The organism is Azohydromonas sediminis, from assembly GCF_003574675.1.
In the GTDB taxonomy this organism is placed as follows: domain Bacteria; phylum Pseudomonadota; class Gammaproteobacteria; order Burkholderiales; family Burkholderiaceae_C; genus Calidifontimicrobium; species Calidifontimicrobium sediminis.
In genome coordinates, this window is the sequence record NZ_QOAZ01000024.1 from 43745 (window position 1) to 56476 (window position 12732).

Consider the following 12732-nt stretch of genomic DNA (forward strand, 5'->3'; position numbering starts at 1 on the left):
TCCTCAGGAGGTCGTCAGCGTCTCACCTTGGCCGCGAACAGGCCCTGCGGTCGCACCATCAGGATCAGCACGATCATCGAGAGCGTGAGCACCTTGGCCATCGAGCCGGTGAGGAAGAACTCGCTGATCGACTGCGTCTGTGCGATCGCGAAGGCCGACGCGACGGTGCCCAGCAGGCTGGCGGCGCCGCCGAAGGTGACGACCAGGAACGCGTCGACGATGTACAGCGAGCCCGAGGTCGGGCCGGTCGAGCCGATCGTCGTGAAGGCCGCGCCGGCGATGCCGGCGATGCCGCAGCCGATGGCGAACGTCATGCGATCGGTACGCCGCGTGTCGATGCCCACCGCGCCGGCCATCGGGCGGTTGCTGACGGTGGCGCGTACGCGCAGGCCCCAGCGGCTGCGGTACAGCGCGACCATCACCAGCACGGTGACGGTGGCCGTCAGCGCGAGCACGAACAGGCCGTTGCGGGGAATGTCGAGCCCCTCGACCGGCGACCACGAGCCCATCAGCCAGTCGGGCAGCGTGGGGCTGACTTCTTTCGGACCGATGAAGGAGCGGAACGCTTGCTGCAGCGCCAGGCTCAGCCCCCAGGTGGCCAGCAGCGTGTCCAGCGGGCGCCGGTACAGGTGCCGGATCAGCGCCCACTCGGCCAGCCAGCCCGCCGCGAACGCGAAGGCGAACGCCGCGAGGATCGCCAGCGGGAAGTAGGCCTGCATCAGACCCGGAGCCCAGGTCTCGGTCAGCGTCGAACCGAGGAACACGGTGTAGGCCCCGATGGCCATGAACTCGCCGTGTGCCATGTTGATGACACCCATCTGACCGAAGATGATGGCCAGGCCGAGTCCCATCAGCAGCAGCACCGAGAACAGGCTCAGCCCGGCGAAGCCCTGCATGAGCCCGATGTTGAGCATCTCCGACAGCGACATCGCCGCGCCTCCTGGTGACCGCCTGGCGGCTTACTGGTAGCCCTTCGGGAAGGGGTTCGGCTCGATCAGGTTCGGGCTCTCGGCGACGACCTTGAACTGGCCGTCGGGCAGGATCTGGCCGATGCGCGCCTTGCTCCACAGGTGGTGGTTCTCGTGGATCTTCACGTAACCCTCGGGCGCCTCCTTGAATTCGATGCCCGGGCTGGCGGCTGCGACCTTGTCGACGTCGAAGCTGCCGGCTTTCTCGACCGCGAACTTCCACAGCCACGGGCCGAGGTAGGCGGCCTGGGTCACGTCGCCGATGACCGACTTGGGTCCGTACTTGGCCTTGAAGGCTTCGACGAACTTCTTGTTGTTCGGGTTGTCGAGGCTCTGGAAGTACTTCATGCAGGCGAAGAAGCCCGCGGCGTTCTCGCCGCCGATGCCCAGCAGCTCGTCCTCGGTGACCGAGATCGTCAGCAAGAACTGCCTGTCCGACGTGATGCCCGCCGCCTTGAGCTGCTTGTAGAAGGCGACGTTGGAACCGCCGACGACGATGGCGTATATGCAGTCGGGCTTGGCGACCTTGATCTTGTTGATCAGCGAGTTGAAGTTGGTGTGTCCGAGCGGGAAGTACTCTTCGCCGACGACGCGGCCCAGCTTGGCGACGCGCTCGATGTGGGCGCGCGCGATCTTGTTGCTGGTGCGCGGCCAGATGTAGTCGCTGCCGATCAGGAAGAAGGTCTTGGCCTTCTTCTCCTGGGCCGCCCAGTCCAGGCCCCAGAGGATCTGCTGGGTCGCTTCCTGGCCGGTGTAGATGACGTTCTTGCTCTGCTCGAGACCCTCGTAGAACGTCGGGTAGTACAGCATGCCGTTCTCCTTTTCGAAGATCGGCAGCACCGCCTTGCGCGAGGCGCTGGTCCAGCAGCCGAACACGGCGGCGACGCGGTCGTTGACGAGCAGCTTCTTGCTCTTCTCGGCAAAGGTGGGCCAATCGCTGGCGCCGTCTTCCTTGATCACGCGGATGCGCCGGCCGAGCACGCCGCCGGCGGCGTTGATCTGATCGATCGCCAGCTGCTCGGCCTGGATCGAACCGGTTTCGCTGATCGCCATCGTGCCGGTGGCCGAGTGCAGCTGTCCCACGGTGACCTCGGTGTCGGTCACCGCCAGCCGCGTGGTGTTGACTTTGGCGGTCGGGAACTGCTGCGCGAGCGTGCGCGGCGACAGTCCCACGAGCGGGAGTGCGGCGGCCCCCTGCAGCAGGCGGCGGCGCCGGAGCATCTCGAAAGCGTGGCGTACGGGGTCGTTCATGGTGGACTCTCCTGGGGTGACGTGGCGGGTCGTGGCGCGCTCGACGTGGGGCACCTCCCCGGTGCATCGTGAACGCCACATTGGGGAGCAGCGTAGGCGTCGATGGCGGTAGGCCGAATACGTCATTCGACGTAGCAGCGATGGCGCCGCGCGGCCCGACACTGCAGCCGTGCCGCGGTTCGCTTCTTGCTACGCGCGGGAAGGGCTGCTGCCCGCTGCGGCGGCACCGACCGGGTCATTCACGAGGCCACCCTTGTCCATCGCTCCGCAGAAGATCCTGCGCATCCGCCGCGACTACAACAGCTGGGTCGCCAACGAGACGCTCGAGGACTACGCGCTGCGCTACACCGCCCGCCACGCGCGCAAGTGGAGCGAGTTCCGTGTGGCCAACACGGCGTTCGGCGCGACGTCGTTCCTCGCGCTGGAGGCCATCGGCGCGGCGATCGCGCTGAGTTACGGCTTCACCAACGCGCTGTGGGCGATCCTGGTCGTGGGGCTGATCACCTTCCTCACCGGGCTGCCGATCAGCGTCTACGCGGCCCGCCACGGCCTGGACATGGACCTGCTCACCCGCGGCGCGGGCTTCGGCTATCTGGGTTCGACGATCACGTCGCTCGTCTACGCGAGCTTCACCTTCATCTTCTTCGCGCTGGAGGCGGCGATCCTCGGGCTGGCGTTGCAGATGCTCACCGGCTGGCCGCTGTGGGTCTGCTACCTGGTGTCGTCGCTGGGCATCGTGCCGCTGGTGATGTACGGCATCACGCTGATCTCGCGGCTGCAGTGGTGGACGCAGCCGGTGTGGCTGCTGCTGTGCGTGCTGCCGTACCTGGCGGTGGCGCTGAACGACCCCGCCAAGTACAGCGAGCTGACCTCGCTGGCCGGGCGCGTGTCGGGCAGCGCCGGCTTCGACGCCGTGATGTTCGGCGCCGCGGCGACGGTGGCCTTTTCCCTCGTCGTTCAGATCGGCGAGCAGGTCGACTACCTGCGTTTCCTGCCCGAGAAGACGCGGGCCAACCGCTGGCGGTGGTGGGCGGCGGTGCTGGTGGCCGGGCCGGGGTGGATCGTGCCCGGCATGGCCAAGATGCTCGGCGGTGCCTTCCTCGCCTTCCTCGTGCTGCAGGGGCAGCAGCCGCTGGAGCGGGCGGTGGATCCGACGCACATGTACTTGGCCGGGTTCGGCTATGTGTTCGATGACCCGCGCTGGGTGCTCGGGGCGACGGTGCTGTTCGTGCTGGTCTCGCAGGTCAAGATCAATCTGACCAATGCCTACGCCGGCTCGCTGGCGTGGTCGAACTTCTTCGCCCGGCTCACGCACAGTCACCCGGGGCGCGTCGTGTGGCTCGTGTTCAACGTGCTGATCGCTGTGCTGCTGATGATGCTCGGCGTGTTCGGCGCGCTCGAGAGCGTGCTCGGTCTGTACAGCAATGTCGCGATCGCGTGGGTCGGCGCGCTCGTCGCCGACCTGGTGATCAACAAGCCGCTGGGCTGGAGCCCGCGCCACGTCGAGTTCCGCCGCGCGTACCTGTACGACATCAATCCGGTCGGCCTGGGCGCGATGCTGCTCGCCGCGGCCTGCGCGATGGCCGCCTATGGCGGCACGTTCGGCCCGGTGGCGCAGGCGTACGCCCCGTTCATCGCGCTGGCGGTCGCGCTGGTGGTCTCGCCGGTGCTCGCGTGGTGGACGAGAGGGCGCTACTACCTGGCGCGCCCGCTCTCCACGCCGTGGCGTCCCGGTGAACCGGTGCGCTGCGCGGTGTGCGAGAACACCTTCGAGTCCGAGGACATGGCCACGTGCCCGGCCTACGGCGCGCCGATCTGCTCGCTGTGCTGCACGCTGGAGTCGCGCTGCCACGACCGGTGCAAGACGCGCTCGCGGGTGGCCGAGCAGGTCAGCGCGGCGCTGGCGGCCGTGCTGCCGCGCAGGCTGGCGCGGGCCGTCAACTTCCGCGTCGCGCATTACCTGGTGGTCGCGGCGTCGCTGGTGGGGCTGTGCGCAGCCATCCTCGCGGTGGTCTACACGCAGTACAGCGCCACCCAGCCGCCCGAGGTGGTGAGCGCGCTGCGCGGCTCGCTGCTGCAGGTGTTCGCGCTGCTGTCGCTGGCGGCGGCGGTGGGGGCTTGGGGCATCGTGCTGGGCAGCGAGAGCCGCCAGCGTGCGCAGCAGGAGTCCGACCGGCAGAATCTGCTGCTGACCCGGGAGATCGAGGCGCACCGCCAGACCGACGCGCAGCTGCAGCGTGCCAAGGACCTGGCCGACGCGGCCAACCAGGCCAAGACGCGCTACGTCACCGGCATCACGCACGAGCTGCGCACTCCGCTCAACAGCATCCTCGGCTACGCGCAGATCCTGCTGAAGGATCCGCGCGTCGACGGTGAAGCCCGCGTCGCCGTCGACACGATCCGCCGCAGCGGCGAGCACCTGCACGGCCTGATCGACGGCCTGCTCGACCTGGCCCGTATCGAGGCCGGCAAGCTGCGGCTCGACCTCGCACCGGTGGACCTGCGCGAGCTGCTCGACGACGTCGTCGGCATCGTGGCGCCGCAGGCCGAGGCCAAGGGCCTACGCTTCGAGCTGCGCGTGCACGGCCGCCTGCCGCCTTACGTGCGTGCCGACGCCAAGCGGCTGCGGCAGATCCTGATCAACCTGCTCGGTAACGCAGTGCGCTTCACCGAGCGCGGCGGCGTGACGCTGGCACTCGACCACCGGCGCGAGGTGGCGCGGTTCGAGGTCATCGACACCGGCATCGGCATCGCCGAGCAGGATCTGGAGCGCATCTTCCTGCCGTTCGAGCGCGGTACCGCCGGCCGGCGCAGCGGTGACCCGGGCACCGGTCTGGGCCTGACGATCACGCAGCTGCTCACCCAGCTGATGGGCGGCGAGCTGTCGGTGCGCAGCCGCCCGGGCGAGGGCAGCGTGTTCACGGTGCGCCTGTACCTGAGCGAGTCAGCGCCACCGCCGCGGCGAGATGGTGCGGCGCGCCGCCCGGTCACCGGCTACCTCGGGCCGCGGCGCACGCTGCTGATCGTCGACGACCAGCCGACGCAGCGCCAGATGCTGGCCGGCATGCTGATGCCCCTGGGCTTCGTCGTGCGCGAGGCCGCCAGCGGACCCGAGTGTCTCGAGCGGGCGCGTGACGAGGCCGTCGACGCGGTCCTGCTGGACATCGGCATGGCCCACATGGACGGCTGGGAGACCGCGCGCCGGCTGCGCGCGGCGGGCCACCACCGGCTCCCGATCCTGATGGTGTCGGCCAATGCGTTCGAGAACGTGCCGGAGCGCTTGCGCGAAGCGGGGTGCCAGGCCTTCGTCGACAAGCCGGTGATCGAGTCGGAGCTGCTCGCCGCACTGGAGCGGCACCTGCATCTCGAATGGGCCATCGAACCATCGCCCCGTGAGCGGCTGCAAATGCCACGGCGCGTCGGCGCGCCGTCCGGATCGGTGCTGCCGCCCGAAGCGCTGCAGCGCCTGCGCTACCTGCTGTGGCTCGGCCACCGGCAGGGGGTGGTGCAGCTGCTCGAAGCCTTGCACGACGAGCAACCCGGGGCCGAACCCGAGGTCGCCGTGCTGCGCGAATGCGTCGAGCGGTGGGATGTCGCCGGTGTCGACGACTGGCTGCAACGGGCGCTGCAGGCCCACGAGGAGACGTCGCGGTGACCAAGGGGCGGGACGTCGTGCTCGTCGTCGACGACGCGCCGGGATCGCTGGGCGCGCTCGCCAGCGAGCTCGAGGCGGAGGGCTATACGGTGCTGCTGTCGTCCGACGGTGCCGATGCGCTCGAGCGGCTGCGGTGGGTGACGCCCGATGCCGTGCTGCTCGACGCCGTGATGCCCGGGCTCGACGGCTTCGAGGTCTGCCGCCGCATCAAGGCCGAGCCCGCGTGGTCGCATGTGCCGGTGATCTTCATGACGGGGCTGGCGCAGACCGAGCACGTCGTCGCCGGCTTCGACGCCGGCGGGGTCGACTACGTCGTCAAACCGCTGCGCGCGGCCGAGGTGCTGGCCCGCTTGGCCACACACGTGCGCAACGCGCGCGCGGTGCGGCTGGCGCGCGACGCGGTCGACGTGGCGGGCCACGGTGTCGTCGTCGTCGACGCGCGTGGCCGCGTGGCCTGGTGTTCGCCGCGCGCGCGCCAGCTCATGCACGAGTGCTTCGGCAGCGACGACGCGGCGCTGGTGCCGCTGCAGACCTGGCTGGCCGACGCCGCTGCCGTGGGGCCCGACGGGCTGCTGTGCCGGGCCTGCGGCAGCGGCGAGCTGCTGGCCCGGCGACTCGGCGAGGTGGCACTCGGCGAGACGATGTGGCTGCTGGCGTGGCGCCAGGCGAGCGACGCGACGACGCTGCGGCTGCAGCGCGCGGCGCTGACGCCGCGTGAAGCCGAGGTGCTGTCCTGGGTGGCCAAGGGCAAGACGAACCGCGACATCGCCGACATCCTGGGCATGAGCCCGCGCACGGTCAACAAGCACCTCGAGCACGTGTTCGAGAAGCTCGGGGTCGAGACGCGCGCCGCCGCCGCCGCACTGGCCAGCCGCGCGGGCGGCGATGCGTGATCACTGCAGCGAAACCTGCGTCGTCAGCTTCGCGATCGTGCGCCGCACCAGCGACGACGGCGGCAGCGGCTGCACCAGCCGTGCGGCCTGCAGCCGCTCGAGCGCGCGACGCGTCATCGAGTGCGTCGTGCGCGCATCGGCATCGTCGGCGAGCAGCAGGTACTGGCCGCGCTCGCTGCGCCACAGCAGCTGCACGCGCGTCCAGCGCCCGCCGATGAACATGCGCCGCATCTGGCCCACGGCGAACGTGTCGGCGGGCATGCCGCCATCGTCGACGCCGGTGGGCAGGAACTCGGCGGGCACCGTTTCCATCGACGCGACGTCGATCACCGAGTCGCCGAACGGCCGCGGCGGCGGCTCGTCGGCGCGGATCTGGTCGCGCAGGCGCTGCACGACGTCGGCCGCGCCCGGCGCGCGCGCGTCGCCGGCAGCGCGCCCGCGCAGCGCCTCGGTGTGCGCCGCCATCAGCTGGTCGAGGACGGCGTCGCGCTCGGCGTCGGGCAGCGCGATCGATGCCATGCCGCTGCGCAGCGTGCCCAGCAGCGGCGGCAGCAGCGCGAGCAGCTTCTGGCGGCTGGCCGGGTCGGGCGGCACGTCCAGGCTCCACAGCAGGTCGTCGACGGCGCGCACGAAAGCCTGCGTGCGCGCGTGCGCCTCGCCGTGCTCGACCATCGCCTGCGCGATCACGCGTGCCCACGGCCCGGCGAGGAAGCGGCGCACCGCTGGCGGCACGTTGCGCGACGCCATCTGCTCGGCCAGCCGCTCGGCCAGCCGGTGCTGCAGCACCTCGCGTTGCTCGACGCGTGCCAGCTGCGCGATCGCCGGCTGCCCGGCAGCCAGGCGTTCTTGCCACAGCGCGTCGGCTTCGGCGTCGATCGCGGCCAGTGCGCGGCGCACCATCGCCGCGGTGGGCACGTCGGCGGCGGCCAGCTGGGCGGCCAGCGGCGTGCACGCGGCGAGCAACCGCCGCTGGCGCGCATCGCCGGGCGCGTAGTCCTCGCCGATGCGCGCGATGCGGTCGAGCAGCTGCCACACGGGGTGATCGAGGTCGTGCAGCGCCGACTCGTCGGCGAGCACGAGGCGCAGCACCGGGTCCTGCAGCGCCGCGATGACGTCGCGCGCGTCGGCGCCGACGCGGTCGTCGGCGGCGAACGCGCGAAACAGCCGCGACACCAGCGCCGCGATCTGCGCCGCCTGCACCGGTGCCGCTGCCGTGCCGCCGGCGATCGTGTGGCCGGCGACGGTACTGCCCGGCGCACCGGCCGCCGCACGCGACAGCGAGATCTCGCCGAGCAGCGACTGCAGCGCGCTGGCGGCGCCGCGGCTGCCGCGCAGCGGCACGCTGCCCGGCGGCAGCTTGACGCTGCGGTAGGCGCTGGGCATCACGCCCTGCGCCTCGAGTCGCGCGGTGGCCTGCGCGAAGCCGCGCTTGAGCTCGTCGGCCAGCACGGCGCTGGCCGCGCGCAGCAGCACGATGCGCTGCGCCTGGTTCGCCAGCACCGTGCCGGTGGCGTCCCACAGCGCACCGGCGTAGGTGTGCGGGCGCAGCGGCAGGCTGTGCGCGCTCACGTGGCGCAGCCCGGCCAGCGCCGACGTGAAGGTCTGCAGCTCGCGCAGCTCCCACTCGGCGGTGCTGTCGATGACCTGCGCCGCGCGCGAGATCTCGATGTCGACCTCGACGCGCGATTCGTCGACCAGCTCGAGCTCGAGCGCCCCGCCGCGCGCCGGTGCGGCGGCCTCGCGCGCCGAGCGCATCTCGGCGGCGACGCGGCGCCGCAGCGCGTCGCAGAACGCTTCGCGGAACGCCGCGGCGCGGCCGGTCAGCGCTTCGAGCAGCGCGAAGTGGTGCGCGCGCTCGCTCGGGTACAGCGCGGCGCGCTCGGGGTCCTTCAGCGCGTGCAGCGTGCCGGCGTGCACGCGCTCGGCCAGCTCGGGGCAGCGGCGCAGCTCATCGTCGACGAACTGCTGGATCGATGCGGCGGCGGGCATGCCGCATTATCCGGCGCGGTCGCTGCCACGGCGGCGCTCAGCGGGGGGCGTCGCGCGGCCACAGCACCCACATGCGCAGCGGCTGCTTCATGCGCCCGGCCTGCGCTTCGGCGTCGCCGTCCCAGCCCCAGAAGAAGTCGGCGCGCACCGCACCGACGATCGCGCTGCCGGTGTCCTGCGCGACGACGAGCCGGCGCAGCGGCGTGCTGGCGAGCGGCTCGGTGGTGTCGAGCCACACCGGCGTGCCGTACGGGATGCTGCGCGGGTCGACGGCGATCGAGCGACCCGGCGTCAGCGGCACGCCCTGCGCGCCGCGCGGGCCCACCGCCGGGTCGGGCAGCGGCTCCTCGCGGAAGAACACGACGCGCGGGTTGGCCCATAGCATCTCCTGCACGCGCTGCGGGTTGCGTTGCGCCCAGGCCTTGATCGCGGGCCACGACGCCTGCTCGGCGGGCAACTGGCCCTGGTCGATCAGCCAGCGCCCGACCGAGCGGTACGGCTGGTCGTTGTGGCCGGCGAACGCGAGGCGCACCGTCTGCACGCGCCCGTCGGGCTCGGTCACGCGCAACCGGCCCGAGCCCTGGATCTGCAGCACCAGCGCGTCGAGCGGGTCGGCCACGTAGGCGATCTCGCGTCCGCGCAGCGCCGCCTGCGCCGCCGGCAGCGTGTCGAGCTGCTGGCGCGTCCAGTATGGGCGGCGCGTCGCGAGGTCGGCCGGCGGCGCGTGCAGCGGCACGCGAAACGCGCCGCCGGGGACGCGCCGCGCCTCGACGAGCGGCTCGTAGTAGCCGGTGATCAGGCCGTCGGCGCTGCCGTCGGCCGCTTCGACGCGGTACGGCTGCAGGCGCTGCATCAGCCAGTGGCGCGCGGCGGCATCGTCGACGGGCGTGGCGGCCAGCGCCTGCGCGCACAGCGCGCCCCAGCCCGGCGCCGGGCGCTCGCAGCTGCGCTGCAGCGCCGGCCAGGCGCCGGCGAGCGTGTCGTCGAACCAGCCGGGCAGCGCGAGCCAGTCCACCGCAACCCAGCGCGCGCCCTCGCGCTCGATGACCGGCCCCGCCGCCGGGGCCGCCGGCGGCGCCTCGTGCGGGGGCATTGGCACTGGCGGCACGGCGCACGACGCGAGCGTTCCTAGAATCGTGGCCGCCGCGACCTTCACGACGATCCCCGCGATGTGGCTTCTCCTGCTCGAAGCGCTGGCCGCGCTGCTGCTGCTGATCTTCATCGTGTGGTGGACGATGTTCTCCGGCCGCCGGCGCGGCGAGCGGCGCAGCGGCGACGACGCCGCACCGCGGCGCGACGATCCGCCGCGCTGAGGCCCCGCGGCGCACTCATGGGCCGCCGGGCGCCTCCCGCGGCGGCCACAGGAAGCTCAGCGGGCGGCGCAGCAGCCTGCGGCGGATCGCGCGCGCCACACGGGCGCGGTCCCTGACCTGCACCCCGGTGGCGCGCAGCGCGAGCTTGAACGCGAGGTAGAAGCTGACGCCGACGTTGAGCACGCCGGTGGCGGCGATGCCGGCGACGCACCACCAGAAGTCGGCGCGCTGCAGCACGTCGGGCCCGAGCGCACCGATCGCCGCGGCGAGCTGACCGGTCGACAGCGTCACGTGGCGGACCTCGACGGGCAGCGCGAAGAAGCCGAGCACGGCCGGCACGAGGCCGAGCATCATCCCCAGCGACACGTTGGCCGCGACGCCCGAGACGTTCGCGCGCCACCACGCCGCCCAGCGCCGCGCGCGCGCCGCGCCCAGCCGCGCGACGAGGGCGGGGTGGTGCGCGATCGCGCTGTCGAGGCGGTGGAACACGAAGGCGTTCTCGACCCAGCCGGCGACGATCGAGCTGGCGAACAGCAGCACGCCGGTGAACGCGGCGAACAGCGCGGTGGGGCCCAGCAGCGTCAGCGAGTGCAGCACGTACTCGGCCGTCTCGGGACCGACCGGCGGTGCGCCGAACGCCGCGGCCCAGCCGAGCTGCACCGCGAGCACGAGGGGGAACACGAGTGCGAGGTTGCCGAAGATGCCCGCCGCCTGCGAGCGGATCAGGTGCGTGACTTCGTCGACGAAGGCGGCGACCTCGTCGTCGGGGAGCTGCGCGCGCAGCTTGGCGGCCATCGCCGGTGCGGTCATCGCCGGCTGCTTGGTTGCCACCGTCCAGCCGAGCAGCATCACGACGACGAAGCTCGCCGCGTAGTTGACACCGGCCCAGAAGCCGGTCCAGAACGCGCCGAGCGCGAGCGCACCGATCGCAAACTTGACGAAGGTGGTCAGCGCGATCACGGCACCACCGCCGGCGGCGGCGCGCAGCATCGCGCGGTACTCGGCGGCATTGCGCGTGATGTAGTGGCTGCCGACCTCGGCGTTGCGTTCGGTGAGCTTGCGCGCCAGCAGCGCGTAGTGGCGCTCGAACAGCGAGCGCACGCTCAGGCGCCGGTGCGCGACGTCGACCAGGTCGGCGAGCAGACGCGCGACGTCGTGCGCGGGCGCGGGCGACACCAGGCAGCCCAGCACCTCGTCGAGCCGGCGCGCGCGCGACTTCAGTTGCTCGACTTCGAACACGATGTCGACCGACACGCCGAACTCCTCGAGGTGCGCGTGGACGCTGTCGGCCGCGCGCGCGCAGGCGTCGACGAGCGCGCGCAGGTACGGCAGCTTGCGCAGTGCGAGGGCGTCGTCACCGGCGCGCAGCGCCGCGACGACTTCGGTCGTCGCGGGCACCAGCTGCGGGAATGGCGCGTCGGCCACGAGCGCGGGGTCCATGCGCCGCCGCAGGGGTGCCGACACGCCGGCCGCGGCGATGTGCGTCGCGAGGAAGGTGGCGGCGTCGAGCAGCGGACGTCGCCAGCCGTGGGCGTCGCCGTGGCCTGGTGGCGGCGCGACCAGCGCGACGAGACGCTGCAGCGTCTCATCGTCGATCGCGCGCAGCCGGTCGGCATCCGCGCGCGACGGGAACAGCAGCACGAACAGCTCGGCCAGGTCGCGCGTCTCGGGCGTGGCGGGCAGCAGCCGCAGCGCGAGCCGGTGGCGAAGCTCGCTCCACAGCGACATGCGGGTGCCGTAGCCGAGATCGGCGAACAGCGAGGCGACGTCGACGTCGCGCCAGAACTGCGCCAGCAGCGCCGCGACGCGGGCGCGCGGTTCGCCGTGACGCTCGAGCACGTCGACCAGGTGGCGCAGCCGCAGAACTGGCAGCGGCGTGCGGTCGGCATCGGCTGCGGCGGTGGGGCCACGCGCCGCCGCGCGCAGCCACTGCGTCAGCCCGATCAGCCAGCGGTGGCGCTCGGCGAGCGGCGCGCGTGGATCGGCGGCCGTCAGCAGCGACGGGAGGTCCCATCCGCGTTGACGGGCGGCGGCGGGGACGGACGACGGCGGGGTCGCGACGGCCACGGCGGCGCGAGTCTCAGTGCAGGTCGTGCGCGCGCGCCAGCGGGAACTCGGGCACCGGCGCCTCGAACCAGTGCGCGTCCTCGGTGATGCAGAAGTAGGTGCCGCGCATCGACCCGGTGGGCGTGGCCAGCCGCGTCCAGCTGGTGTACTCGAACGACTCGCCGGGCTTGAGCACCGGCTGGTGGCCCACGACCGCGAGGCCGCGCACTTCCTCGAGATGGCCGTGCGCGTCGGTGATCAGCCACTGGCGGGCCACCAGCTGCGCGGTGATGTCGCCGGTGTTGGTGATCGTCACGGTGTATGCGAACGCGTGTGCACCGTCACCCGACTGCTCGGGCAGGTGCTGCACCTTGACGCTGCAGGTGAACTCGGGTCGTGCCATGGCGGCCGATTCTGTCAGCCTCCTAGAATTTGACGATGCCCACCTACCGCATCGCCCCGTCGATCCTGTCGGCCGACTTCGCGCGCCTCGGCGACGAGGTGCGCGCGGTGATCGCCGCTGGCGCCGACTGGATCCACTTCGACGTGATGGACAACCATTACGTGCCGAACCTGACGATCGGCCCGATGGTCGCCGCCGCGCTCAAGCCGCACTG

At 72.1% G+C, this 12732-nt stretch carries 8 protein-coding genes and 1 pseudogene; 3 read left to right on the forward strand and 6 right to left on the reverse strand.

The genetic code is table 11. The features are described from left to right. Positions 1 to 14 precede the first annotated feature (14 nt). Complete coding sequence (gene urtB, locus DRV96_RS12720; protein WP_119291652.1) at positions 15 to 929, reverse strand: urea ABC transporter permease subunit UrtB; 915 nt, start codon at positions 927 to 929, stop codon at positions 15 to 17. Between the two features lie 30 nt (positions 930 to 959). Beyond that, the gene (gene urtA, locus DRV96_RS12725; protein ID WP_119291654.1) at positions 960 to 2219 is read right to left on the reverse strand and encodes an urea ABC transporter substrate-binding protein; all 1260 of its coding nucleotides are present in this window, start codon (positions 2217 to 2219) and stop codon (positions 960 to 962) included. Between the two features lie 253 nt (positions 2220 to 2472). On the opposite strand from urtA, the gene DRV96_RS12730 reads away from it, so the two are divergent. Both DRV96_RS12730 and DRV96_RS12735 read left to right on the forward strand, forming a co-directional pair. Next, positions 2473 to 5874 (forward strand): hybrid sensor histidine kinase/response regulator, encoded by a 3402-nt coding sequence (locus DRV96_RS12730; RefSeq protein WP_119291656.1) that lies wholly within the window; start codon positions 2473 to 2475, stop codon positions 5872 to 5874. Continuing rightward, complete coding sequence (locus DRV96_RS12735) at positions 5829 to 6767, forward strand: response regulator (protein WP_419187054.1); 939 nt, start codon at positions 5829 to 5831, stop codon at positions 6765 to 6767. The genes DRV96_RS12730 and DRV96_RS12735 overlap by 46 nt, the downstream gene beginning before the upstream one ends. Here the strand turns inward: DRV96_RS12735 and DRV96_RS12740 are convergent, their stop codons facing one another. The 4 genes from DRV96_RS12740 to apaG form a co-directional block, all read right to left on the reverse strand. Further along, complete coding sequence (locus tag DRV96_RS12740; protein ID WP_119291661.1) at positions 6768 to 8756, reverse strand: DUF1631 family protein; 1989 nt, start codon at positions 8754 to 8756, stop codon at positions 6768 to 6770. A 37-nt stretch (positions 8757 to 8793) separates the two neighbouring features. After that, positions 8794 to 9993 (reverse strand): murein transglycosylase A, encoded by a 1200-nt coding sequence (mltA, locus tag DRV96_RS12745; protein WP_235823390.1) that lies wholly within the window; start codon positions 9991 to 9993, stop codon positions 8794 to 8796. A gap of 91 nt (positions 9994 to 10084) precedes the next feature. Continuing rightward, positions 10085 to 12136 carry a site-specific recombinase gene (locus DRV96_RS12750; RefSeq protein ID WP_119291665.1) on the reverse strand — a complete coding sequence of 684 codons (2052 nt, stop codon included), beginning with the start codon at positions 12134 to 12136 and terminating at the stop codon, positions 10085 to 10087. 13 nt (positions 12137 to 12149) lie between these two features. Continuing rightward, complete coding sequence (apaG, locus tag DRV96_RS12755) at positions 12150 to 12518, reverse strand: Co2+/Mg2+ efflux protein ApaG (RefSeq protein WP_119291667.1); 369 nt, start codon at positions 12516 to 12518, stop codon at positions 12150 to 12152. A 35-nt stretch (positions 12519 to 12553) separates the two neighbouring features. On the opposite strand from apaG, the pseudogene DRV96_RS12760 reads away from it, so the two are divergent. Then, a pseudogene (locus tag DRV96_RS12760) lies at positions 12554 to 12732 on the forward strand (ribulose-phosphate 3-epimerase); the annotation flags it as partial.